Annotated in this window: 27 protein-coding genes; 19 read left to right on the top strand and 8 right to left on the bottom strand. The window is 45.3% G+C overall.

What is annotated here, in order from left to right; all coding sequences use genetic code 11:
- Positions 1-52: 52 nt before the first annotated feature.
- On the bottom strand, positions 53-619 hold the full coding sequence (gene cobU / locus AC5JL3_RS33330; RefSeq protein ID WP_496078541.1) for a bifunctional adenosylcobinamide kinase/adenosylcobinamide-phosphate guanylyltransferase: 567 nt from the start codon (positions 617-619) through the stop codon (positions 53-55).
- Positions 620-906: 287 nt separating this feature from the next.
- On the opposite strand from cobU, the gene AC5JL3_RS33325 reads away from it, so the two are divergent.
- The 4 genes from AC5JL3_RS33325 to hpsU all read left to right on the top strand — a co-directional run bounded on the left by AC5JL3_RS33325 (position 907) and on the right by hpsU (position 4,750).
- A complete protein-coding gene (locus AC5JL3_RS33325; protein ID WP_496078540.1) occupies positions 907-1,635 on the top strand; it encodes a hypothetical protein in 729 nt (242 codons plus the stop codon).
- Between the two features lie 434 nt (positions 1,636-2,069).
- Entirely contained in the window at positions 2,070-3,029 is a 960-nt protein-coding gene (locus AC5JL3_RS33320; RefSeq protein WP_496078539.1) for a glycosyltransferase family 2 protein, read from the top strand.
- Positions 3,030-3,124: 95 nt separating this feature from the next.
- Positions 3,125-4,066: a glycosyltransferase family 2 protein gene (locus tag AC5JL3_RS33315; RefSeq protein ID WP_496078538.1), complete on the top strand. Its 942-nt coding sequence runs from the start codon at positions 3,125-3,127 to the stop codon at positions 4,064-4,066.
- Between the two features lie 48 nt (positions 4,067-4,114).
- Positions 4,115-4,750, top strand: a complete 636-nt coding sequence (gene hpsU / locus AC5JL3_RS33310; protein WP_496078537.1) for a hormogonium polysaccharide biosynthesis acetyltransferase HpsU — start codon at positions 4,115-4,117, stop codon at positions 4,748-4,750.
- A gap of 36 nt (positions 4,751-4,786) precedes the next feature.
- Here hpsU and AC5JL3_RS33305 read toward each other — a convergent pair whose 3' ends face one another.
- The 3 genes from AC5JL3_RS33305 to AC5JL3_RS33295 form a co-directional block, all read right to left on the bottom strand.
- Positions 4,787-5,500 carry a Crp/Fnr family transcriptional regulator gene (locus tag AC5JL3_RS33305; protein WP_496078536.1) on the bottom strand — a complete coding sequence of 238 codons (714 nt, stop codon included), beginning with the start codon at positions 5,498-5,500 and terminating at the stop codon, positions 4,787-4,789.
- 245 nt (positions 5,501-5,745) lie between these two features.
- Positions 5,746-6,624, bottom strand: a complete 879-nt coding sequence (locus tag AC5JL3_RS33300; protein ID WP_496078535.1) for an SGNH/GDSL hydrolase family protein — start codon at positions 6,622-6,624, stop codon at positions 5,746-5,748.
- 307 nt (positions 6,625-6,931) lie between these two features.
- Positions 6,932-7,180: a hypothetical protein gene (locus tag AC5JL3_RS33295; RefSeq protein ID WP_496078534.1), complete on the bottom strand. Its 249-nt coding sequence runs from the start codon at positions 7,178-7,180 to the stop codon at positions 6,932-6,934.
- A gap of 315 nt (positions 7,181-7,495) precedes the next feature.
- Between AC5JL3_RS33295 and AC5JL3_RS33290 the strand changes: the two genes are divergently transcribed.
- From AC5JL3_RS33290 to AC5JL3_RS33280, 3 genes are all read left to right on the top strand, one after another.
- Positions 7,496-8,110: a superoxide dismutase gene (locus AC5JL3_RS33290; RefSeq protein ID WP_496078533.1), complete on the top strand. Its 615-nt coding sequence runs from the start codon at positions 7,496-7,498 to the stop codon at positions 8,108-8,110.
- A 156-nt stretch (positions 8,111-8,266) separates the two neighbouring features.
- Positions 8,267-8,491 (top strand): hypothetical protein, encoded by a 225-nt coding sequence (locus AC5JL3_RS33285; protein ID WP_496078532.1) that lies wholly within the window; start codon positions 8,267-8,269, stop codon positions 8,489-8,491.
- 65 nt (positions 8,492-8,556) lie between these two features.
- Positions 8,557-8,763, top strand: a complete 207-nt coding sequence (locus AC5JL3_RS33280) for a hypothetical protein (protein WP_496078531.1) — start codon at positions 8,557-8,559, stop codon at positions 8,761-8,763.
- A gap of 100 nt (positions 8,764-8,863) precedes the next feature.
- Here AC5JL3_RS33280 and AC5JL3_RS33275 read toward each other — a convergent pair whose 3' ends face one another.
- Together AC5JL3_RS33275 and AC5JL3_RS33270 are read right to left on the bottom strand one after the other, a co-directional pair.
- Positions 8,864-9,514, bottom strand: coding sequence for a Uma2 family endonuclease (locus AC5JL3_RS33275; protein ID WP_496078530.1), 651 nt, complete (start codon positions 9,512-9,514; stop codon positions 8,864-8,866).
- Positions 9,515-9,566: 52 nt separating this feature from the next.
- Positions 9,567-10,028: a winged helix-turn-helix transcriptional regulator gene (locus AC5JL3_RS33270; RefSeq protein ID WP_496078529.1), complete on the bottom strand. Its 462-nt coding sequence runs from the start codon at positions 10,026-10,028 to the stop codon at positions 9,567-9,569.
- A gap of 36 nt (positions 10,029-10,064) precedes the next feature.
- Between AC5JL3_RS33270 and AC5JL3_RS33265 the strand changes: the two genes are divergently transcribed.
- The gene (locus AC5JL3_RS33265) at positions 10,065-11,126 is read left to right on the top strand and encodes a S1C family serine protease (RefSeq protein WP_496078528.1); all 1,062 of its coding nucleotides are present in this window, start codon (positions 10,065-10,067) and stop codon (positions 11,124-11,126) included.
- Positions 11,127-11,315: 189 nt separating this feature from the next.
- Here the strand turns inward: AC5JL3_RS33265 and AC5JL3_RS33260 are convergent, their stop codons facing one another.
- Positions 11,316-11,888 (bottom strand): Uma2 family endonuclease, encoded by a 573-nt coding sequence (locus AC5JL3_RS33260; protein WP_496078527.1) that lies wholly within the window; start codon positions 11,886-11,888, stop codon positions 11,316-11,318.
- A 302-nt stretch (positions 11,889-12,190) separates the two neighbouring features.
- On the opposite strand from AC5JL3_RS33260, the gene AC5JL3_RS33255 reads away from it, so the two are divergent.
- The 8 genes from AC5JL3_RS33255 to AC5JL3_RS33220 all read left to right on the top strand — a co-directional run bounded on the left by AC5JL3_RS33255 (position 12,191) and on the right by AC5JL3_RS33220 (position 21,482).
- On the top strand, positions 12,191-13,810 hold the full coding sequence (locus AC5JL3_RS33255; RefSeq protein WP_496078526.1) for an Hsp70 family protein: 1,620 nt from the start codon (positions 12,191-12,193) through the stop codon (positions 13,808-13,810).
- Positions 13,811-14,505: 695 nt separating this feature from the next.
- Positions 14,506-14,745, top strand: a complete 240-nt coding sequence (locus AC5JL3_RS33250) for a hypothetical protein (protein ID WP_192216867.1) — start codon at positions 14,506-14,508, stop codon at positions 14,743-14,745.
- A 142-nt stretch (positions 14,746-14,887) separates the two neighbouring features.
- Positions 14,888-15,481, top strand: a complete 594-nt coding sequence (locus AC5JL3_RS33245; RefSeq protein WP_496078525.1) for a MarC family protein — start codon at positions 14,888-14,890, stop codon at positions 15,479-15,481.
- Between the two features lie 179 nt (positions 15,482-15,660).
- Positions 15,661-16,083 carry a 50S ribosomal protein L21 gene (gene rplU / locus AC5JL3_RS33240; protein ID WP_496078524.1) on the top strand — a complete coding sequence of 141 codons (423 nt, stop codon included), beginning with the start codon at positions 15,661-15,663 and terminating at the stop codon, positions 16,081-16,083.
- A gap of 29 nt (positions 16,084-16,112) precedes the next feature.
- Positions 16,113-16,412: a 50S ribosomal protein L27 gene (gene rpmA / locus AC5JL3_RS33235; protein WP_192216864.1), complete on the top strand. Its 300-nt coding sequence runs from the start codon at positions 16,113-16,115 to the stop codon at positions 16,410-16,412.
- Positions 16,413-16,796: 384 nt separating this feature from the next.
- Positions 16,797-17,801 (top strand): porphobilinogen synthase, encoded by a 1,005-nt coding sequence (gene hemB / locus AC5JL3_RS33230; RefSeq protein WP_496078523.1) that lies wholly within the window; start codon positions 16,797-16,799, stop codon positions 17,799-17,801.
- A 472-nt stretch (positions 17,802-18,273) separates the two neighbouring features.
- Positions 18,274-18,819, top strand: coding sequence for a hypothetical protein (locus AC5JL3_RS33225; protein ID WP_496078522.1), 546 nt, complete (start codon positions 18,274-18,276; stop codon positions 18,817-18,819).
- 5 nt (positions 18,820-18,824) lie between these two features.
- Positions 18,825-21,482 carry a DEAD/DEAH box helicase gene (locus AC5JL3_RS33220; protein ID WP_496078521.1) on the top strand — a complete coding sequence of 886 codons (2,658 nt, stop codon included), beginning with the start codon at positions 18,825-18,827 and terminating at the stop codon, positions 21,480-21,482.
- Positions 21,483-21,499: 17 nt separating this feature from the next.
- Here AC5JL3_RS33220 and AC5JL3_RS33215 read toward each other — a convergent pair whose 3' ends face one another.
- Positions 21,500-21,637 carry a hypothetical protein gene (locus AC5JL3_RS33215; RefSeq protein ID WP_496078520.1) on the bottom strand — a complete coding sequence of 46 codons (138 nt, stop codon included), beginning with the start codon at positions 21,635-21,637 and terminating at the stop codon, positions 21,500-21,502.
- Between the two features lie 172 nt (positions 21,638-21,809).
- On the opposite strand from AC5JL3_RS33215, the gene AC5JL3_RS33210 reads away from it, so the two are divergent.
- Genes AC5JL3_RS33210 through AC5JL3_RS33200 form a run of 3 tightly spaced genes read left to right on the top strand, consistent with a single transcriptional unit; the run spans position 21,810 to position 24,619 of the window.
- Positions 21,810-23,738 carry a CHASE3 domain-containing protein gene (locus tag AC5JL3_RS33210; protein WP_496078519.1) on the top strand — a complete coding sequence of 643 codons (1,929 nt, stop codon included), beginning with the start codon at positions 21,810-21,812 and terminating at the stop codon, positions 23,736-23,738.
- Positions 23,735-24,184 (top strand): response regulator, encoded by a 450-nt coding sequence (locus AC5JL3_RS33205; protein ID WP_496078518.1) that lies wholly within the window; start codon positions 23,735-23,737, stop codon positions 24,182-24,184. Before AC5JL3_RS33210 ends, AC5JL3_RS33205 begins: the two co-directional genes overlap by 4 nt.
- 15 nt (positions 24,185-24,199) lie before the next feature.
- Positions 24,200-24,619 carry a response regulator gene (locus AC5JL3_RS33200; RefSeq protein ID WP_496078517.1) on the top strand — a complete coding sequence of 140 codons (420 nt, stop codon included), beginning with the start codon at positions 24,200-24,202 and terminating at the stop codon, positions 24,617-24,619.
- The last annotated feature ends 67 nt before the right edge of the window (positions 24,620-24,686 follow it).

Raw genomic sequence — 24,686 nt, 5'->3', positions numbered from 1 at the left:
TTCCGACCCAATCCCCAGTTTGCTCTCTTTTCCTCCATAGTAACGAGGGACGTTACTTCTGCAAGGGTGAACCGAGAGTACTGAGATTGAGAACGTGACCGCCTGTAACTAAGTAAGTTGGCTTTGCCAGCATACCAAGTTGGCGAACTAATTCGCCAAGGCGATCGCGAAATAGTCTCCCAACAGGATAGGCAGGAACAACGCCCCAGCCTGTTTCCTCTGCAACAAAAATGACAGTACCTTTTATCTGACCTAAGCTGTCTAATAAGTCTTGTAGCGTTCTATGCCAAACCTCTGCCTCTTGATCGAGCAGATTAGCGACCCAAGTTCCTAAAGAGTCAACCAACAGGCAGCAACGGCTATTAGAATACGCTCGAATCGTTGTGGATAACTCCACTGGTACCAACAGAGTAGTCCACTCCTCTGGCCGCCGTTGCTGATGCTTCTCAATCCGCGCCAGCCACTCAACGTCATCTGGATTAGTCTCGGCAGTTGCCACATAAATGACTTGCTTCCCTGTTTGTAGGGCTAATGCTTCTGCCCACTCACTTTTGCCAGAACGTGATGGCCCTGTTACTAAGATTATCTGACTGGTAGAGGGTTGAGAATCAGAGTTCACAAGTGTTAAGAGAGTAGGGGAATAGGGGAAGCAGGGGACAAATTTCTTCTCTGTGTCCTTGCCCATTTTCGTAGGAAGTGCGTGGGATTTAACGCACACTGGTTTATTTTAAGAAATCAGGCTTTAGCCAAAATTTCCATTTTTGCTAAGCAATGCGGTTAAGATGACCGAAAAAAGACAAAATTGAGCAAGTTGACAAATTCTTCAGCAGGTAAGCTAACCTCACGCTTAGGAATTGTGCTGGAATTAAGGCATTAGTGATTTTGACACAGTGGTATGAGAGAACCATGAAACCAGAACTGCAACGGATCGAGACAGCACTCCATCAGTTGGAACAACCGCGACAAACTGATAGTAAAACAAGCTCTGCAACTGTGACACACCCAACTGATGCTGATAGTACTCAATCTGTCCCTCATCGAGATGCGGGCGAACCTTCGTTCTCGATGGCTGTACAGCCTTTTCCTGCCCGCAAGAATCAGGGCAAAGCGCCGACGCTACCCAAATTGAAATCTCCTACCTTCAGCAATCATCGTCATGCAGCTAATCCGGCATTGGCAATGAACCTGCTGCAAGAAATCCAGGAAATTGTTGGTGGCTGGCAAAAAGAATTGCAAACCATCGTGCGGCAAATACAAGACATCTATATGGAAGGGCCAATTGTTGATGGCTGGCTAGAGTCTCATGCCCGTGAAGCCAAAGACGAGGGTGGGGCAGTACGCCATGCGGATGTTGACCGATTGATGGACTATGTAAAAGAAGAACTCTTGAATCAACCCGATGCCCAAGTCACTTATGAATCCCCTCGAACAGGTTACCGCCTCTGTGGACTGAATGAAGATGGTCAGTTTTGGGCACGACCTTGCCCACCCGACCAAGTTCCTAGTGTCAGTTTAGCGATCGCACGTCATCAAAAGCTGAAGCAACTTTTGAGCCGCAAACAAGATTTGGAAGTTCGTCTGAGTCAGTTGTCGGAAACTCTTATCGTGATGCACAGTCATCTGAGTAAGGAGTGAGGAATGAACGGCAACCCTGAAAAAACACAAAACAAATACCCCTGTTTCCCCAAACTCAAAGAGGAACAACAGGGTTTTTTGGTTAGCTTCTGCTCATTACCCCTTTACTAAAGCTGGCAAGTTAGTAGGTTAACAGGTTAGAACGCTAGAAGTACAAGCACCCATCCTTTAGGCATCCAGTAACACTTACTTGGCTTTGTTACTCGTAAATATTACTGCGCTAACCAAAAACTAAGAAAACTCTAGATAAACAAGCGCATTAATCATCCTAAAAATGGGGCTTCTTAGATGCAAGAGACTCTATGAACTTCCCTACATAACTTTCCACCTGAAAGTCTCTTTCTCTCAATCACCAATTCCCAATTCCCAATTCCCAATTCCCCCTATCAGACGCTTCTTGAGAACCTGCAAATAAATCCTCCCAATCTTTTTATATGTCAGACCCTCAAATTTCTGCGATCATCTGCACCTACAATCGTGAGGAATATTTGAGCGCTGCTATTGATAGCTTGCTCCAGCAGGATTTTTACAGTTATGAAGTGATTGTAGTGGATAATGCGTCGAGCGATCGCACTCGTGAAATTGTTGGCGAGCGACTGTCCAACCCACGACTCAATTATGTTTATGAACCGATTCTTGGTCTATCCGTTGCTCGCAATACAGGTGCGAAAGAAGCCCGTTCCCCAATTCTTGCTTATCTTGATGATGATGCCGTTGCTAGCCCCCTCTGGCTGAAGGGAATTTATCACGCCTATCAAAGTAACAAAAAGCTTGCGATCGCAGGTGGTAAGGTTACCCTTCTATGGCCAGATGGTTTCACACCTCCTAAGTGGTTATCAGCCGAATTAGCCGGAAATTTAGGAGCTTACGATTTGGGTGAAGAAATTGTTTATATCAATAATCCTGATTTGACTCCACGAGGGGTAAACTATTCACTTCGACGAAGTTTTCTCGAACAAGTCGGTGGTTTCAATACCAAGTTGGGTCGTATCGGCACAAATTTGTTATCCAATGAAGAATTGCATATGACCGAATTAGCCCTTCAGGGAGGGTGGCAGGTTGCCTATTTGCCAGATGCACAAGTCGCTCATAACGTTGCTCTAGAGCGACTTGAGCGAATCTGGTTTTTAAATCGAGGTTGGTGGCAAGGCATTAGCGAATGCTATCGTGAACAACTCTCCGGTCGTGCTGGTTCCCGTCAGCTTTTGCGAGGCGGTGAACGCATGGCGCGAGGACTCTACAAATCAGTTAAACACTTCCGTGACCCGGCATTGCGCTTTGATAACTTAGTATACGCTTACGGTCAAATGGGTTATTTAAGTGCAGCGGTTAAAGGCTTCCTAAAAAGACCAAAATCAGATTTACCACTGAGTAATTCTACTACAGGGAAATAATTAGTTAAATAATACTTGTTAAAAAATGTTGACTGTTACGATGAAAAAACATCCAGATATTTTGGTAAACAAATTCAAGTAGCAGACTTTTAGGCATGGCATTTACCACAAACAAAATCCCGGTCTCCGTTCTGATTCCTGCCAAAAACGAAGAAACTAATCTCCCCGCTTGTTTAGAGAGTCTAAATAGAGCTGATGAAGTCTTTGTTGTCGATTCTCAAAGTAGCGATCGCTCTGTTGAAATTGCTAAAATATACGATGCTAACGTAGTGCAATTTCATTTCAATGGTCGTTGGCCGAAAAAGAAAAATTGGAGCTTAGATAATTTACCATTCCGTAATGAATGGGTACTCATTGTTGATTGTGATGAGCGGATTACCCCAGAACTTTGGGATGAAATTGCTCTTGCAATTCAAACGTCAGACTATGAGGGTTACTACCTCAATCGCAAGGTATTCTTTTTGGGTAAATGGATTCGTTACGGTGGAAAATATCCCGACTGGAATTTACGTCTGTTCAAGCATAAAAAAGGTCGCTATGAGAACCTTAGTACAGAAGAAATTCGCAATACAGGTGATAACGAAGTTCACGAACATGTCATCTTGGACGGTAAAGTTGGCTACTTAAAAAATGACATGCTGCATATAGATTTTCGTGACCTCTATCACTGGCTAGAGCGGCATAATCGTTACTCTAATTGGGAAGCTCGCGTTTATCTCAATTTACTAAATGGCAAAGACGATTCCGGTACAATTGGCGCAAATCTTTTTGGAGACGCTGTGCAGCGGAAGCGTTTTCTTAAAACTCTTTGGGTGCGGCTACCCTTTAAACCCACACTACGGTTTATTTTGTTTTACTTCATCCGACTGGGCTTTCTAGATGGAAAAGCTGGTTATATTTATGGACGTTTACTGAGTCAGTATGAGTATCAAATTGGTGTGAAACTTTATGAGTTACGGCAGTTTGGCGGACAGCTAAATGTTACTGCCACACCACCAGCCGCACCACCCTCGCCAATTGTGTCAGAAACTCACTGAGAGTTTTAAATTTGCGCCTGATTTCCCTAGCCGTCCACCCTAGTAACTATGACGAGTAGTAATTCTCCTTCCCCCCCTCCCCACCTCCCTATCTCGCCACTCCCCCACCTCCCCATCACCACTACTGCCCCTCTGGTTGATTTACGTCAATATAGCCAAGCTGGGTATGACCGAGGTCGCCCTGGCTGGGTTGTCCTACTCTGGTGGTTAGTACAAGCGATCGCATTTCCCTTGAGTCCCCATACCTTCAATCGCTTTCGCCAATCGCTCTTGCGGCTATTTGGGGCAAAAATTGGTACAGGTGTTGTTATTCGACCAACTGCTCGTTTCACCTATCCTTGGAAAGTAGAAATTGGTGACTACAGTTGGATTGGGGATGATGTTGTTTTGTACAGCCTTGAGCCGATTCGGATTGGCTGTCATTGTGTTATCTCTCAAAAATCCTACCTCTGCACGGGTAGCCATGATATTCAAGACCCAGCCTTTACTCTGATAACCTCTCCAATTACCATTGGCAACGGTGTCTGGATTGCTACAGATTGCTTCATTGCTCCAGGTGTCCAGATTGGTGCTAATGCTGTCGTTGGTGCGCGTAGCAGTGTTTTCAGCAATATCCCCGCACAGCAAGTATGTTGGGGTACACCAGCACGCCCTCGTTATCAACGGGAAATACGCAAGAGTTGAAGTAAAGGCTCGGTAATCGATGGCTGACCAAAAGCTTTAGCCAAATAAGCGAACATATTCTGCCTTGACCGCCTCGTAACATTCACAGGCAGATGTTTCCAATCCCTTCCTGTCAACAATCTGGATGCGTCCGCGCTGGTAACGAATTAAACCTTGGCTCTGGAGTTGACTAGCTGCTTCACTAACTCCGGCACGCCTTACACCGAGCATTGTGGCTAGGAAGTCATGCGTCAGGAAAAGGTCTTCCTTCCCTATACCGTCACTGCTCATTAACAACCAACGGCAAAGCCTTGCTTCTACACGATGAAAACGATTGCAGGCAGCAGTTTGTGAACCGAGAACAATGGTTGTATGTATGTATCGGTGGAGAATATGACGCAACGCTCCACCTGCGTCGAACGCCTGTTTGATTATCTCCGCTTTGACACGCACGGCTTGACCGGGGATTTGCGTAAAAGTTTGCATCGGTGTCGTGCCCGCATCCAAAAGAATTGGCAAACCTGCCATCCCTTCACGCCCAATCGAGCCAGCTTCTACCGTTGAGCCGTCCTCCAGCACCGTCACCAAAGAAAGCAATGAGTTGAGGGGGAAATAGACAAATGGGATAGGCTCATCAGGCAATATGATGGGCTGCCCATGTGAGAGTGATACCTGTTCCAGATGAGGAAGCAATGCTGTTAGCTCTTGACTCGGTAAGCTGGCAAGCAACCGATTTAGCGAGTGAGGATGTGCCTCTTGGTGAGTGGACATCAAATACCTCCCTTGTCTGCCGCCATGATAGTACTTTAATGTTGACCGTTCTTAGCATATATTTCTCAACTAGTAATTGAGGCGGCAATGAAGTCAGCTTAGCGGTTGAAACCGCAGCTACATAAACCTAACCCGCGTAGGCGGGTTAGGTTTTACGATTAACTGCGTAACTTCTGAATGCCTAAAATATGAGCTGATTTGGGGTACCCAACCAAGTTCAAATCACTCTGTCGTAAAAGAGCCGTTTACTTCAGCAGCATTGGGCGGGAATCGACCATTCCTCCGTCTTGAATCGCTGAAAAGCCAGCCTCTCCTAAGATACGGTGAGCTGCTGTTGTCGGATGAATGCCATCCCAGAACAAAAACTGGTGTGGATTACTACAAGCGCGACCAGATAGACAGGAACTGATGACATTGGTAAAGCCAAACGCCGCTGGATTAGTGATGGCTTCTCGATAAAGCGCGTTGGCATCCAAACTGGCAATCTGGAGGTCAGGATACTGTTGATTCAACTGCTTTATCGCTCGTCGCAAGCCCTGATTATGGGATTGTGTTATGGTGCTGAGATTTGCAGAATTAGTACTGGTTCGTGTAGAGGGTAACTGCCCCAAATCTGGCAAATTTGCCACCAGAATCTTTTTAGCACCCACACCAACGAGAGAGGCGATCGCTTCTGTTACATTTTCAACAGGAACAGTTGCACGGCTGACCCCCTGCAAATAGTCATTTGCTCCTGCCCACAGTACATATAGCGCATGGGGATTGGTCTGTTGATGCGTCTGTGTAAATGACTGAACCTGTGTTAACAAGCCTGGTACAAGACTATTGCCTCCGCTTCCCGTGGTTGCTCCTCCGCAAGCAAAATTGTTGGTTTGTTTAGAGGAGAGGTGCAGCTTATCGGCAAGATACTCAACCCAAACCCGACCATTCGAGTAACGCCCCTGAAAGTAGGTCGGATTGGGTGGATACATTCCCCCTGTGGCTCGGAACACCGTACCCACATCCGAAAGACTGTCCCCAAACACATAGAGTTCATTGATCGGTTCAGGTTGTTGAGCTGAAAATACAAGTGATGTCATAAAAGCCAGAACTATAAGAGCGATCGCAAAAAAAATTCTTCTCACCGTTTCAAGAGGAACTTACCAACCCTCAATCACGCAATCAAAAGCCCTCCTCCGCTTAAGGAAGAGAACACAGGGAGATTAGCTGTTGCCGCTATTGGGGCTTCCCTCGATACCCTTTTACGATAGCGAATCTCAGGGTTGTTAGAGGTGGGGCGAAACCGCACTCAGCAGGAGAGGTTACACCCCTTCTGAAAGGTTTTTGAACCTGCTCCAGGCAGGTTTTGTTTATGTAGCTTCAGTTTCAACCGCCAAGCCCTTCTCAATTCCAACAATAAAATTTAAATGCACATCAGCTTGCCCAAGAGCTTTAATCCTGCTGCCGCTGCGCTTCAATCTCGCTAAGCAACGCCTCGTCGGAATAGGATGTTTCCCATTCACCTTGTAGTTTGAGCCGCACCGACTTCGCTCCGCCCGAAGGAGTGCAGACAACCCAGTATGTATCCTCTGTCCCCTTTACCTGAGCGGCATTCTGGTCTTGTACTCCATCAGAAAGACCTGTATATGCCTGAACACATGTCCAAGTAATCCCGTCAGTATCCTTAACCTCTCGCTCCATCGTCTGCCTCCTCTTCATCGCTCTCAGCCTACCCCTTCTTTGTTCTGCATACGTCTATCAACATAAGGATCTATTCCTGGAAAAAGGCTGCATCCCTAAGCAACAGTGATTTAGAGAGACTATATGCGTTGGCTAGAAGCCAAAATTCGTAGCTTTAAGATTACACTTTCGGAAATTTGCGTATATTTGCCTATATTCGCACTTCCCATATAGACTTAAGATTTGTGAATGGTGGGCTGGTAAGAGCAGACATCTGGAGTGCCAGAGCCTCTATACCAGCTTTGCTACTCGCAAGTCGTAACAAAGGACTTATTTATGGCACACGAACTACCGCCATTACCGTATAGCTTCGACGCTCTAGAGCCATACATTGACGCACAGACGATGCAGATTCATCACGATCTGCACCACCAGGCTTACGTCAGCAAGTTGAATGCCGCCCTAGAGAAGTATCCTGAGCTGCAAAGCAAAAGTCCAGAAGAGTTGATACTTGATCTCAATAGTCTGCCGTCAGACATCAAGACCGCAGTACGCAACAATGGTGGCGGTCATGTCAATCACACCATGTTCTGGACACTGATGGGCCCAAATGCTGGTGGTGATCCAACAGGTGCGATCGCTTCTGCGATTTCTGACACGTTTGGAGACTTTGAAAGCTTCAAGACACGGTTCAACGATGCTGGCGCTAATCAATTTGGCAGTGGCTGGGCTTGGCTGGTTCGCACCAGTGATGGCAAGCTGGAAATCGCCAGTACACCCAATCAGGATAGCCCCCTGAGTGATGGTAAATTTCCAATAATGGGCAATGATGTTTGGGAACACGCTTACTACCTCAAGTACCAAAACAAGCGCCCTGAGTACCTGAAGCAGTGGTGGAATGTAGTTAACTGGGATGCCGTTAATGAGCGGTTCCAGATGGCGAATAGCTAAGTAATCACAGGCAAACATCATAGTAGGCGAGAACTACTATTAGCTTGATAAAACTTGTGGGCGCACGGTTGAAGTATCGTCGCCCTTTTTTGTCACTGCCTACAGAAACCGTCCTCAACTTCAATAATTGCTAAAATTCTTGAGAGAACAAAGCGTATGAGCGAACAAACGCAACAAGATCTCATTACTAAAGTCCAAGAACTAGAAGCAAGACTGGAAGCATCCCTAGATGCGATCGCCCATTTAGTTAAAGCTGTTGAGTACCTTCGGATGAATGACTCTCAAGGTATCTTTGATCTAGATTTAGCCAAACACGCCCTGAATGAGGCTGGATATCAAGATGCGCTGCCGACTGCATTACCAGACTGGCAAAGCGAATAAACATTCTTTTGACTAACAAGAGAATTTTAGTTGCTCAAATACCAAAGAGCTTTACATTTGTGGATATGGATAGTAAAGATTTAGCACAATACCTCGAAGCAACAGATAGTATTTCTAAACCTTGGCTGCTAGTGCAACTACGATTGAAGAAACTACAAGAGCATCGAGCAACTCTTTCACCTGATGCCTACGCTCATGAACTCGCTGATATTCATGAAGACTTAATGAAACTTGGAGAGTGGTGGAATGGTATTGAAGATAAAGTTTTTTAAGTTTCGGAGTTGTCCATTTGCCAATCTCAATTCAAAGACAGCCTATGCCATTTTAGGTTTATTGCGATCGCTTTGTGCCGAAATGGTTAATGACGATGAATTATTCATTCGCTTTCTGAAACTGCTCCATTAACCAAGCTCCAACTAGACGTTGATTCATTTGGCGAGTGCCTCGGAAAGCTTGATTGAGTAGAGAAATTGTCAGCCCTGGCAAAACTTGAGATTCACTAATTCGCTTGCTACCTCCATCAGCAACAGCAAATGCAATAACCTGAACATTTTTCACATCAAGAATCCAGTATTCAGAAACATCTAACGCCTCATACAAAATCCGTTTTTCACCTTTGTCATCAGAAGGTGAAGTGTTAGCAACTTCGATCACCAAATCAGGCGGCGGGTAGCGATCTAAGTCGATAATTGAGGTGCCATAAGTGATTGCATCAGCATCTTCTCCGAAATAGTAAGAGGCATCGGGTTGAGCTTCACCAACCTCTTTTTTCCGGTAGGTGCAGTTATCCATCCCTTTGAAATCAATACCCTTGAGAATACAAAATAGACTAACAGCCAGCATAATTATTGTGTGATCGCAGGCGTGATCGTGACCAATGGGAGGCATTTCAATTCGGAGTTGTCCGTTGTGATAGTAGCACTTGGCTTTTTCTAATCGTGGGTCTTCAATGGCTTGCAGATATTCATCCCAAGTCGCTTTTACCCAGGTATCGGTGGGAAACTGGAGCTGTAAGTTGCTCATCGCTTGATAAAGCACATTTAGTACATCCTAGGGTATCCGTTATGACGGTGTGTTAGCGATCGCTTTTCTCGTCATAACGAAGACGCGCCGCCTCAACCTCATCAAAATGGCTTTCCGCCCATTTGCACATTGCCTTCAAGAGTTCAGTCAACGTTTTACCCAACGGTGTCAACGAATACTCAACCTTTGGTGGCACAACGGGGTAAACTTGACGTTCCACTAATCCATCACGCTCTAACTTACGCAACGTTTGCGTCAACATCTTTTGCGAGACTCCACTAATTAGACGTTGAAGTTCGCTGTAGCGGCTCGTTTCTGTTGTTGAAAGTGCATAAATTACAATCACACTCCATTTATCGGCAATTGTTTCGAGTACCCGTTGGCTAGGGCACTCAGCATTGAAAACTTCAGGTTCGGAAGAGTTACGCACCATTAGGTATGTACGGCACTTTTTGGTGCCTAGTTGCTGAAACCGCTGTACTCTCGCCATCATACATATAAGGAGTGCAATCATCGCCTTCTTGCTACAACAAAGACAGGAGCAACGGTCATGGGACGAGCTTTACGACTGGTAGCAAACGCAAACGATAGTTTTGCAAATGAGAATCGGCAAATAATCGAGCCTGTCCCAACAGCAGATGAACAACTTCTCGATGCTTATTCACGGGCAGTCACAAATGCCGTAGAGAAGGTAAGCCCCTCTGTCGTCAATATTGACGTTGTTGGACAGGTTAGGGGTAGACGGTCAAATTATCAGCGTATGCCTGAAGAAATGCGCGGTAATGGTTCGGGATTTATCTTCACACCCGATGGTTACATCCTGACTAATAGCCATGTTGTGCATGACGCGACCAAAATTGAGGTAACGCTTTCTGATGGTCGTCGGTATCAGGCGGAACTTGTAGGAGATGACCCGGATACGGATTTAGCAGTTATTAGAATCAATGCACCGAACTTGGTTGCGGCAAAGTTAGGGGATTCACAATCGCTAAAAGCGGGTCAGGTTGCGATCGCGATCGGCAATCCCTACGGGTTTCAATGTACTGTAACAGCCGGAGTGATTAGCGCGGTTGGTCGTTCATTCCGCTCAAACTCTGGTCGGTTGATTGACAACATCATCCAGACTGATGCCGCGTTGAACCCAGGTAACTCTGGTGGACCCTTGGTTTCCTCTCGTGGAGAAGTGATTGGTGTCAATACTGCAATCATTCTCCGCGCTCAAGGTATCTGCCTTGCAATTCCCGTTAATACTGCGAAGTTTGTTGTTGGCCCACTGATGAAAGATGGCAAAATTCGGCGGAGTTACATCGGTGTAGGCGGACAAACGGTTCCCCTTCCACGTCGGGTGATTAACTTCCATAATTTGCCAGTTGAGAGTGGGATTTTGGTTATCTCGATTGAGGAAAACAGTCCTGCCCAAAAAGCTGGATTGCTGGAACGCGATGTGATCATCGGGTTTGATGAACAACCAATTGCCAACATTGATGATTTGCATAAAGTCTTGACCCACGAACGAGTAGGAGTGCGATCGCGTTTAGCTATCCTCCGACGTTCTGAACAACTGGTTCTCGATATCGTTTCTGAAGAATCAAAAGCTACAGCTATCGAGTAACGCCTACAGGTACAGTTCGTCTGAGGATAAGTTCTAAACCCAGGCGAACTCGTACTAATTAAAGGTTGGCGAATCACTCGTTAGGAGTTCGTTCTAAAGTGATCGCGCTTTGACTGAGGGGTGCGATCGCAGTTCTAAAATAAAATCTCGGTAGTATTAGTGGATGTGAGTACTTGCTCTCTTCCTCAATTATGTGAGTAATGCCACGTTTTCATAGAGTTCAGCGATCGCGTTATGAAAATTAACGCTAGCGAACGATACATTATCACTTTCCCTGTAGGCAAATGGCACCCAGAAGCCTTCAGCATTGCGTTGGAAACGCTCTACACTCATCTGATATTGATTGACAAGGATATATTCTTCTAGAGTTTCTAGAGTTTTGTAATCAGCAAATTTATCTCCTCTGTCAAATGCTTCTGTCTTGCGAGATAGCACTTCAATAATGAGGCGTGGATAGCGAATAAAATCTTCTGAGGATGTTCTGTCGCGTTCATCACAAGTAACAGCAACATCAGGATAGTAAAACGTGTTTGCTGCTTCAATTCTGACTTTCATATCGGTTGAGTAGACAATACAGCCAGTTCTCCGCAGATGGTTATTGAGCAATGTCACCAAATTTCCTGTGAGAATGACATGAGCTTTACTTGCTCCTGCCATTGCATAAATGTGACCTTGAATATATTCATGCTTAATGGTGCTACTTTCTTCAATTTCCAAATACTCTTCTGGGGTAAAGTGAGGATAGCTTTTACTAATAGTCATTTGACTTAGCTCCTTGGTCTTGGGAAAATTATGCAGAAAATAGTTAATTAAGCAGGTCTTTGCCAACCTTGTAAGTGCCAATGAACACGGGCATCTCGTCGCGTTTGACCAGGCTGGAAGCGTAAGTCCTGAGATTATGGATTGCTAACTGGGATTGGGAGAAGATTTTCCGTAGGTAATCTTATGGCACAAAGCCAGTAACAACAACTGATTTGCTAGTGTAGTATCTTGTGTAGTTCGCCAAATCACCCGAATTACTGGGAAACTGAATTTGGATGAAAAAGAACGTTAAGTAAATGGCGATGTCTACGACAAAGACTGCGTCCTACGCAATTGATTTTGGCACAAGCAACACAGTAATCACTCGTTGGAATTCAGCAACAGGACAGCCTGAAACCTTAAGCTTGCCAGGTTTATCACTACAACTGAGTCAGAATCCGCCTTTAGTTCCCAGTTTGCTCTATGTAGAACAGGCAAGTCAGGGGAAGGTGATTGTCGGGCAGGCAGTACGTGATAAAGGTCTTGACCTCACTAAAAATCCCCGCTTCTTCCGCAGCTTCAAACGTGGGATTGGGGCAGAGATTCAGGGATTTTTACCAGAACTGGATGGAAAAATTATCAGCTTTGAACAAGTTGGGCAATGGTTCCTCACACAAATTATTGAACAACTGGAACCGTCACCCGAAACGTTGATCGAATCCCTAATTCTGACTGTGCCTGTTGATAGCTTTGAAGCCTACCGTCATTGGTTGAGTGGAGTCTGCCAAGTTTTGCCCGTTGAGCAAGTGCGAATATTGGATGAACCAACAGCGGCGGCATTAGGATATGGGGTTGCCGAGGGTGACACCTTACTGGTTGTTGATTTTGGCGGCGGCACTTTGGATTTATCTCTAGTGCAATTAAATCAGGAGGCTCAAGCGGGTAAAAAGCCATTGGGTTTTATCTTGAAGTGGGGTGAGAAGTTGCTGGGTGAAAGCGATCGCCAAAAAACCAGGATTGCTCGTGTATTGGCAAAAGCTGGGCAAAATTTGGGAGGGTCGGATATTGATAACTGGCTGGTGGATTATTTTGTTGAGACTCAAGGGTTAACGCGATCGCCTCTTACAACCCGGCTTGCAGAACGCTTGAAGATTCAACTCTCCGCGAAGCGATCGGCAACGGAAGTTTATTTCAATGATGAAACGTTTGAGAGTTATGAGCTGAAACTTGACCAAGATGGTTTTGAAGCCATCCTCAAAGAACACCAGTTTTTTGAGATTTTAGACGATAGGATGGCACAACTGTTGCAACAAGGGCGACGCTCCGGAATAGAAGTGTCAGATATTGATGCTGTTTTGTTAGTCGGCGGCACTGCCCAAATTCCAGCCGTTCAAAATTGGGTCAAGCAATACTTCGACGCTAGCAAAATTCGGAGCGAAAAGCCGTTTGAAGCGATCGCGCAAGGCGCACTTCAGCTTAGTCAAGGCATTGAAGTTCAGGACTTCTTATACCACAGCTACGGCATCCGCTACTGGGATAGACGTAACAATTGTCACAACTGGCATTCCATCATCAAAGCCGGACAAGCTTACCCGATGAGTGAATCCGTGGAACTTGTTTTAGGGGCATCCGTAGATAACCAACCAAGCATTGAACTCATTGTCGGAGAGTTGGGGGCGCAAACGGGTGCTACTGAAGTGTACTTTGATGGGGATCGCTTAATTACTCGTCAGTTGGGCAATGGTCAAACCGCTGTGCAACCTCTTAATGACCGTGACGGGGCAAGAAATATTGCCCAACTTACCCCCCCTGGAAATCCAGGACGCGATCGCATTAAAATCCAGTTTTCGGTTGATGCCCAACGCTCCCTGCGTCTCACGGTTGAAGACCTGTTGACCAACCAAACCCTGTTACAAAATCAGATCGTTGCCCAACTTAGCTAGTAGTCTGGTCGATAGTTAAAGTCATTAGGGCTTTTAGAGCAGAAAGCTAGGTCTTGACCTTTTACCTAAAAGGATGATATTGCAATGTCCAATCAAGGCTAGTTGCCCAAACCCTTTGTAAAACTTGCTTTATCTATCTGTATAACGTTTGTATGACGCTTGTACGGCACCAGAACAAGCCTTATGAATAGGTTAAAACCATGTTTTGTCAAAATCTTAATCCTACTTTGGGAAGAGACTGTTGTTCTCAATGATTCTGTAAACTTCACATGTATCCATAGTAGTGTGACGATTTTGTCAGCCTGTAATACAAACAAATGTAACAACTACAGGCAACTTCTTTGTGAATCCGGAAGTGTGAAACAAAGCTTAAGTGGGTGCGTCCTTACTAATAACAAAAGTGCTTTGGCATCAGTGCGCTCTGGCAGAAAAAGCAATCTTCAGGTCATCTCTTGTCAGTTCAACTTAGCAAGATGAATGGCTTAGCTGATAACCGTTAACAAAGCCGCTGACATTTATTGAATGATAGGAGGTGTCGGTGCAGGGGTTCATGAATTTACTGAACAAACAAGAACCAGCTAAAGCCAATCAAAAATTTGCCAGTACACGAGAAAGGTGGCTCAGAAAACTGTAGATTGCGTTTGCTCAGAGGTCTTGAATTACCTTTATCTAGCAAGCAAGAGGGGAAATGTACGATGCATTTAATCCGTGAAATTGTTCAACAAGCTTTGATGACTGGTTACCTAACAGTGGAGGCAGAAGACCAACTGCGTCAGCTTTTATTAACAAAATATGATTGGGAAGATTTTAGAGCGTTTATTATATTGCAGCACGAGGCGATGGAAGGTCGAGTTAGGCAAGAGTCCCGTGAATTGCTCAAGTCTAGGCGAATTCCCTGCGGGAGTTTTAAGGATGAAGTAGCGATCGCTTCTTAAGCAAAAAGTGAAGCCGCGTTAGTAGTCTTAAATCACCACTTCTGACCAACTGAGGAATAGAGTAGATCAACCTACGGAATGTGGGAAACTGGATGGCATTGAAGGTAGCCTTTAATGAATCCTCCTCTTCTAAACGCTAGCTGTGGATACCTCTATCTTTATCAAAACCTTTGTGGCTGTCTTTGTCTTAGCAGATGCTTTAGGTAATATACCGATTTTATTGGTTCTGACTAAAGGCATGGAGCCGGAGCAAAGGAACAATGTCGTGGATCGAGCTACTATTGTGGCGACTCTGGTACTACTAGGATTTGCGTTTGCGGGTAAATGGGTTTTGCAGTACTTGGACATCAGCATGGGATCTTTGCGAATAGCTGGAGGACTGCTTTTGCTCATCATTGCCTTACGGATGCTAGAGGGAGAACTCGATACGCCAGTTGTTGAGCAAGGACGTGATGTGGCAATAACCCCACTCGCCTTACCACTGCTAGCCGGTCCTGGAACACTGACGACAGTCATGCTATTGATGTCTGAAGCTCCTAATGCTCATATCAGTGTGGTGGTTGGTATTGTATCGGCGATGTTTGTGACCTGGGTAATTGTGCGTCAGGCAGGTCGCATCGATCCTTGGCTTGGACCAGAAGGCGCGGTCATTATTACTAAGCTTCTAGGTTTTCTCTTAGCGGCATTGGCGGTGGAAATTGGTAGTGCTGGGATTCGTGAGCTATTTCTTAGCTGATGCCCATAATTAAGCAAAATAGATTGACATGTTTTTACTAAATCTAAGATAATAGTAGATTGTGCGCTATTACCTGCTCGGATCAGGTGGAGACATAGCAAACGCTGGCAAAGTTGCTCAATAACTTGTATTTGAGACCTTAACCAGCTACCTGTACGGCAATTTATAGGACAATCCCAATGAGCTACGCAATTATCGAAACGGGTGGCAAGCAAGTGCGAGTCGAACCCGGTCGCTTTTATGACATTGAGCTGCTGCCAGTCGAAGCCGAGGAGAGCATAACACTCGAAAGTGTTTTGTTCGTTCAGCACGACGGTGAAGTAACAATTGGTCAACCCTTCGTTGAAGGGGCAACAGTCGAAGGTACGGTGATGCGCCACTTTCGCGGTCGCAAAGTCATCGTCTACAAGATGAAGCCGAAGAAAAAGACTCGTAAGAAGCGTGGACACCGCCAGGAAATTACTCGTCTGATGATTAACTCCATCAGTATGAATGGTTCTACTTTGGCTTCTGCGGCGGCACAACAAGACGAGACACCAACCGCCTACGAAACGACCGAAGCGCCTACAACTGAAGAAACAGCCGAAGCTGCTTCAGAATAGTAAATATAAAGATACGTCAAGAGGACACTATGGCTCATAAGAAAGGAACTGGTAGTACTCGCAACGGTCGTGACTCGAATGCCCAACGCCTAGGCGTTAAGCGCTTCGGTGGTCAGGTTGTAAGAGCTGGCAATATTCTAGTCCGTCAGCGCGGGACTAAATTTCATCCCGGCAACAACGTGGGTGTTGGCAGTGACTACACTCTCTTTGCCCTAATCGATGGCATTGTCACGTTCGAGAGAAAAGGAAAAACCCGTAAGAAGGTAAGTGTTTACGCCAGAGAAGCGGAAGTAATCGCTGAACCCGAACTCGTTGCTACTGAGGCTTAACTCTCTTGGCATCAGCACTAAACCGTTTGCTGGTAACTCTAGAAGCACCCTATGTGGGTGCTTTCTTTTTTTAAGGGAATCCTCCGCGCTTAGGCTAGGGCACAACGATAAGGATGAAATTTTCTCCTTCCCAACCCCAGTCACTAATCCCCAATCCAAATCATATTTAACAGAACGTTACCTATTCTGAGAGTAAGGGGAGAAAACTAGGCTTTAAACTGTTAACACGCCTCCATAGTGGAGATAGTCTTTTTGTTTCCTGTTTACAAGTAAATTAGTTTTTTAACATTAGCCATGCTCCCAAACCAGTCTGAGTTCGATATGAGAAGCATAGAAACTAAAGAAGGCGAAATATATGCTCCCTGTGTCTCTCCCAACCGATCAATGCCTCCAGTCTCAAATCGCACTCAGCTAACTCACCGTCCTCGCCGCCTCCGCAGAACCACTCCACTGCGCCAGATGGTGCGCGAGAATGTTCTGACGACCAATGATTTAATCTACCCTCTGTTTGCTGTACCAGGCAAAGGGTTTGCTCAAGAAGTTAAATCAATGCCAGGAGTCTACCAACTATCGGTAGACAAAATTGTTGAAGAAGCCAAGCAAGTCTACGATCTTGGCATCCCCTCAATAATTTTGTTTGGCATTCCTGAAGATAAAGATGTAGACGCAACAGGCGCATGGCATGATTGCGGCATTGTCCAGAAAGCGGCTACGGCAGTGAAAGAAGCCGTCCCGGAGTTGGTGGTCATCGCCGATACCTGTTTGTGTGAATATACAAGTCATGGTCACTGCGGTTATTTGGAAGTTGGTGATTTAACAGGTCGCGTCCTCAATGACCCAACGCTAGAATTACTGAAAAAAACAGCCGTCTCTCAAGTTAAGGCAGGTGCAGATATTATTGCACCATCGGGCATGATGGATGGTTTTGTGCAAGCGATTCGGGAAGGCTTAGATGAGGCGGGGTTTGAGGATACACCCATCCTTTCCTATGCCGCCAAGTATGCCTCTGCCTACTATGGACCCTTCCGAGATGCTGCTGATTCTACACCTCAATTTGGCGATCGCCGCACCTACCAAATGGACCCTGCCAACGTGCGTGAAGCCATCAAGGAAATTGAACTCGATATTGCCGAAGGGGCTGATATGCTGATGGTCAAACCCGCCTTGGCATACATGGATGTTATCTGCCGTGTTAAGGAAGCAACTAATCTACCCGTTGCCGCCTACAACGTCTCTGGTGAGTATGCCATGGTGAAAGCCGCTGCCCTCAACGGCTGGATTGATGAAGAGCGTGTTGTAATGGAGACATTACTCGGCTTCAAGCGTGCTGGTGCTGACTTGATTCTCACCTATCACGCCAAAGATGCCGCCCGTTGGCTGAAAGCGTAGAAGTATAGTACTGCTTAGTATCGAGTAAAAAATCATTTCTGATTCTTGTTCTAAGCAGCTACAGATTAGACTGCTTGCAAAAGCTAGAGAAAAGGGGAAAGGGATGACAGATTCCTTTCCCCTTTCCCCGTACTTGGAGCAAAAAGTCTATTACACCTCGTGGTAGGCACGCTCACAGATCACGTTTAACCAGAAGTTGGAATTCTGGATTAGAACTTATGCTGTTTGAGTTCAGGTTAATTTCAACGTTAAATTGCTCAATTTGTCGCTTTAGCAATTCAGAAAATAGGTTTGAGAGAATTTTATTATGTAGCGTCGCACGTATTCTTTGATTGCTCCCCCCCCTTACATAAAAACTGATCTCATGGAATGGTTCTTCTCGTACAGCCTAAAAAAATTCCGTAGAATAATACCCAGGCTGTGTATTTCCTAATATGCTTACCTGGTTTTTGCTGTCTACGTTTGAAGTGCTATGGAATTTGCCACGATCAGCACGATCAGCTTCCTCGGAATACATCGCTTTGAGAATGGTGCTGCTATCCGTGGAGCAGTGTTGGTAACTGATAGAGAAACGAAGCCTCTAGAATTTCGAGTAACAGCGCCTATTCGTCCTGATAAGCTCCAAAAGATACTCTATGGTGAGCTTTTGGATGAGCATATGTCTGTAGAACTGATTGGCTTACCTCTTCTGAATGCTCTCCAGCAAAAGCCTAACCTGATTATCGTCCAAGATATCTTGTTTCTGGGCATGAATGCTAAGCAAGAGATTCCGACAATTCTCATGCTGAAAGAAGATAAACATCTCCTCAATACACGGGCTTCGACCCAACCACTCAATTCACCAGATTCTGGTCATCCTCCAGTTAAATTTCATACTTCTGGTCAATTCGAGCCAAAGTTGACAGAGATTTCACAGCAGTTGCAATCAATCTTTTGCAGCAGGGACTTAATGGAGCCGTTCGTTCGTCTCACTGAGGCATGTACAGACGCGCATAGTCGTAAAGTGGGCGACAGCTAACACCTATGTTCCTAATTAGTGGAATTGCAAGGCAGATTACTCGTATTGCATCGGGTGTTAGATCTCCAGAAATCTACTTGCTATCAGGTTGGATGATGGAATCTGCTGTTGTTTATCGACACAGTTTTCAGTTTCCAGCCATCTTCACCTCTGATAATCTCTGCTTGGTGATGACAAGGAGTAGCCCATCCGGTGATCTCCTACTAGAAACACCAAAAGTTTATGAGATTCAACAACCTCTATTTGTTCCTAAGATTCAGAGTAGTGCTGGCATCAGCATTCCACAACCAGAAGTTTATGACTTAACTGACTGGTTCCTTGAAGGAGTAACATGCTCACAGAATTATCTGGATCTGCTCACACCCACTAAGACTTTCAAATATGAGAAAGTTCTTACTCCTGCTCCTCAGGTATCTGAAAACTTGTTTTGTGCGTTGGGTGAACCTGATATTTTTGGGCAGTATTTTGGTCAAGTTCAGCAGAAACAAAGTAATTCAGACGGTGAAGACAAGCAAGCCGTAGGACGCAAGCCGAGTAGAGACAAAATACTGACCCGCTCTCCAAGCCAGTGGGAGCTTTTGCTACCAGTTCTATTGCCTCCACTCTCGCTAGAGTTTCCCAAGGAGTTAGATTTTTATCATGAACTGCGCGGGTATCAGCAGGAGGGAATTCGTTGGCTGGTAGATCAACCATCAGCTCTGTTGGCAGATGAAATGGGTACTGGTAAAACGGTTCAGGCTGTGAATGCTTTGCGTTTACTTTTTCGTCAAGGAAAAATCCGGTCAGTGTTAATTGTGTGCCCACCTGCTGTGATTGGTAGTGTTGACTTGACTATTGAAACTGGCAGTTCAGAGGGATGGAGTGGACACTTTTATCATTGGGCTTCAGAGCTAGAAGTTGCAGTTATTCGCGGTGGTAATCAAGAGCAGCGGAAGCTTGCTTGGGAACGCCCTTTTCACGTTTACATTACAACCTATGACACGCTGCGTACAGATATACGGAACCAAGTTCTGACTGACTGGAACAAGTTTGATTGCATCATCTTGGATGAGGCACAAAAAATTAAAAATAGAGAGACTAAGACTTCGCAAGCTATTCGATGTTTACAGTCAGAATATCGTTGGGCGCTGACAGGTACACCGATCGAAAATAGCCTGGATGATGTGAAGTCACTGTTTGCTTTTATCCGTCCAGCTACATTTAGAGGTAGCGTTGAAGATTCTCCTGAAGCTGTGAAAGCAGCAATCGACCCCTATATGTTGCGCCGATTGAAGCAGGATGTTTTGCAAGAGCTTCCAGATAAGGTGCGGCAGGAAGATTGGCTAGAGTTGGATGAGTATCAGAAGGCAGACTATAACCGAACACTACAGGCAGGTCGGCAAAAAATTGAGACATCTTTAGGTGTAGAACAAACTATTCAGGTTCGACAACATATTTTTGCACTGCTGGGGGAATTGAAGCAGATTTGTAATTTTGCAAAGGAGCGCTCGGAAAGTCCGAAAACAGAATTATTGCTGGAATATCTGGAAACAATTGCTGCTAACAAGAACCAAGTTTTAATTTTCTCACAGTACCGGAAAGAAGGAACGGATAAAATTGCCAGACTACTGGATGATAAAGGAATCAAATATGTTATTTACACAGGTAAGATTTCTAATCAACAGAAAAATCAAGCAGTAAGGGATTTTCGCTGTAATCCAGATATCACAGTATTTTTGGCAACCATTGATACTGCGGGTTATGGCATAACGCTGACTGAAGCGACTTACGTTATCCATTTCGATCATCCGTGGAATCCAGCAAAGATGCAGAATGCAGAGGATCGAACTCATCGAATTGGTCAGAAATCTAGTGTAACCGTTTACAGCTTTTGGATGAAGGGAACAGTTGAAGAGCGGATTAAGAAAAAACTGATTGACAAACGCTTATTAGTTGAAAACACAGTTGATGAGTTAGCAGTAGAAGCTATAGAGAATAGCCTTTCTACTGAAGATTGGCTAGATATCTTTGGAATTAAGCCTGTGGCAAGAACAGTTCAGGTTAAAGCAAAACCAGCGTCTATACCTCAGCCTGAAGTACCCGCAGAGAGAAAAGCACAACCTAAGCCAACCTCGGTTAAGCGACCTAAGTCAACATCTAATCAGTTTATTAAAGCAACTATAGAATCTAACCAAATGTCAAACGATCGTCTTTGTACAGTTGAAGAGCATCTGGAACTTCTTCGCCAGCAAATAGCAGGTAAAGAGAAAGCTAAGATTTTAGCTCCCTTTGAGGAGCATACTCGCATAGAGTTAGGCATTCAGGAGCTACGTAAGCAGATGCGTCCTTTTGAGGAAGAATACTGGCAGCTTTTAGCGACACGCTCGACCCAAGTTGAAATTGCTGAGCCAGAGGCGGAAATTGTGGTGGCAGAACTCGTAGAGCAAGTCGGGCAACTGCAAACCAGCAGGCAGTATCCTGATGAATTACTTCAGCTTTTGCAGAAGATCTACATTGAAGTGAGCAAACCGGGTACACCTGCTGCCGCTAAGCTAAAGGGTGCAATGTCAATGTTTCCACCGTTTGTGAGCTTGGGCTACGAGGTAGAAATTGACACCGAGAACTTTTGCCGTACCCATCTACCGACCTTTACTAAGTGGTACAAGGCTCTAGCGAAAAAGTGATCAGGTTGGCAGTACCCCTAGGAATCTTGAAAGATGCTCGTTGCGCTGAGCCGTCTAACAACCGCATACACCAGACGGCTCAAAGACTTCTGGCTTCGTTTGAGTGTGACTTGCCGATGGTGAGGCTTGTCGTTAGATTGCTTTTGTGATGTCACCTTTGCAATCTGCTGAAAGCAGCACTTCGCGATCGCATGGCGCTAAGATGGTCAGCGGCTGAACTTACTGAAATAGGGCATTGGTAGCTAAAATCCTTGCATATTTATCGTTCGGCTATCTCTTATCATTTGTACAGTTCAGTTTATTAAAGCCAATGAGTAGCCTAGCAATATGGTATTCACGCCTCCCCAAGTTTTATTTAGGCGTCAATTAATCAGCGTTATCACCCTGCCCTTATTACTGATGCTACTCTTGGCGGGTGTGTCTATCTGGCAAATCAGTCGCCTCTTGCTGGCAATGGAATGGGTTGAGCATACAGATCAGGTCATTGCTCAAGCGAATCGAACGCAAAGGCTGGTTACCGAGGTAGAATCCGGTATTCGTGGATACCGGCTAACGGATGACTCGGAATTTCTGGCTCCCTATCAACAAGCTGACAGACTTGTCGAACCTTCTTTTCAAGCCTTAATTACTCTGGTTTCAGACAATCCTCCTCAAGTTCAACGCCTACTTCAGATGAGGTCGCGATATCAGGAGTGGAGCAAATCTAATCCTTTACTGATTGCCCCCAAACAGAAGGGTGAGGTACCACCAACAGCGATCATAAAGAATCGTAATCAGTTGATGAATGTAATCCGCCGTGAAATGAGTGAGTTCATTCAAACTGAAGAGCGGTTGCGGGATGCTCGAAGTCAAAGAGTTCGAGGTACTACTCAAGTTGTCATCGGCAGTAGTGTTGCTCTGGCGACTTTACTCGGAATCATTCTTGCTTATTTTATCTGGCATCAAATCCACTCCGTATCTCGCAACTATGAGCAAGCCCTGAGCATTGCTAAGGAACAGACAGAAGCTACACAGTACTCAGCTCAACGCCTTGCCGCTTTGCATGAGATTGACCAAGCGATTTTGGCAGTCCAACCGATTGAATCACTAGCTCATGAGATGCTTTTGAAGTTGAAAGACATTTTTGCTTTTGAACAGGGTGCAGTGATTCTATTTAACTTTGAGACTAATGAAGGCAAAATCTTAGCAGGGCAAGTTACTGAAGATACGGCTGGAGCAGTAGTACCAATTACAAAGCAAATTCCCTTAGACCTGCTCGATCAGTGTAAGCCTATTTGTTACATCAAAGACATTGCAGCCCTCATTGAGCGTCCGCCTGCGCTAGAAAGGTTATTAACTGAGAACTATCACAGCTTTCTTGTTGTGCCGATTATGGTTGAGGATAACTTGATTGGTAGTCTTAATTTGCTAGCGACTCAGGCTGATGCTTTCAATCCTAAGGCTCAGGAAACTGCCCATGAAGTGACCAGTCAATTAGCGATCGCTATTCAACAATCTAGGTTACGCAAGCAACTTCAGGACTATGCTACTGAGCTAGAGCAGCGAGTTGTAAAGCGTACTGTCCAACTCCAAGAAGCCAACGAGCAATTGGAAGCCTTCTCTTACACAGTTGCTCACGATCTGCGTGCCCCCTTACGAGGGATTCAAGGGTTCGCTCAAGCCTTACTAGAAGATTATGGTGACGAGCTAGACGAAACTGCCCACGACTATATTCAGCAGGTTTTTGATGGCACCGATCGCATGAACAATCTCGTTCAAGATCTGCTAGCCTACAGTCGCCTCAGCCGAGAAGAGATTAAGCTTACACCTGTTCGTTTAGCACAAGTTGTCGCAGAAGCCCAGACACAACTAGAGTCAGAGTTACGCGATCGCAATGCTGAAATCATCGTTGCAGAAGACTTGCCCAATGCGATGGGGCATCGTCCTACATTGGTGCAAATTTTTGCTAACCTGCTATCGAATGCTGTGAAATTTGTTGCTCCAGGAGTCCAACCGCAAATTAAAGTTTGGGCACAAGAGCAGGATAACTGGGTGCGTCTGTGGGTCCAAGACAACGGTATTGGTATTGAACCAAAATATCAAGAGCAAATCTTTGGTGTCTTCGAGCGGCTACATGGTAGAGAGACTTATCCAGGTACAGGAATTGGTTTGGCAATTGTACGCAAAGGTGCGGAGCGTTTGGGTGGACAGGCTGGTGTAGAGTCAGTTCCCACTCAAGGAAGTCGATTTTGGGTAGAGTTGCAAACCGTGAGATGAACAATTCATACAGTTCTACAATTTTGCTGGTGGAGGATGATCCGGGAGATGTATTTAGAATTCAACGGGCATTCCGCAAAACAAACCTAGTCAGTTCTCTGGAAGTCGTCACCGATGGAGAAAAAGCAATTTATTACCTAAGTGGACAAGAACCCTATCAAGATCGCGATCGCTATCCACTGCCAAGTTTAATGTTGCTCGATCTCAAACTCCCGCGACGCTCTGGCTTTGAAGTTCTTAGCTGGCTGAGGAATGAGTCTAATCTCAAATATCTACCAGTCGTGGTTCTAACCTCTTCTGATCAAAAGGTTGATATTGAGCGTGCCTACGCACTAGGAGCCAATTCTTACTTGACTAAGCCCCCTGCTCCTAATGCTCTACTAGAGATGGTACGAGTCGTTGAACTCTACTGGCTCTCTTTCAACCATTCACTCGGACAGGAGTGACAGGGAATAGTAGAGATGACAGGAGTACAGCAAAAGACAGTTTTAGTGGTTGAAGATGAGCGAGCTGACCTTTTTTCCTTGGAACGAGCTTTTCGGCAACTGAAGGCAGGGTTTGTCCTTCAAGTTGTCGAAACTGGAGAGGATGCAATTCGCTATCTTGAGGGAAAGGAACCTTATAGCGATCGCACTCAATACCCCTTACCTGCCTTGATCTCCCTGGATCTGAGGCTACCGGGAATGTCCGGTTTAGATCTGCTCAAGTGGATACGCCAACAACCACTATTCAAAGAATTACCAGTCATTGCTTTAACAGCACAGGGCAATCGCAATTTACCTCGTGCTTATGAATTAGGACTGGACTTCTACCTACTCAAGCCAGCAGAAGTTAACTCGTTGGCTGAAGTGTTGCAAGCGCTTAATTTGTACGATGGATAAAGAAGTTCCACCAATTACAACATCGGTCAATTTGTAAAGGACAACTCTCTAGACTCGTTCTCTAACG

This window comes from Symplocastrum torsivum, from assembly GCF_059505465.1.
Note: the sequence above shows the minus strand (reverse complement) of the source record. Positions and strands in the feature narration are given on the sequence as shown.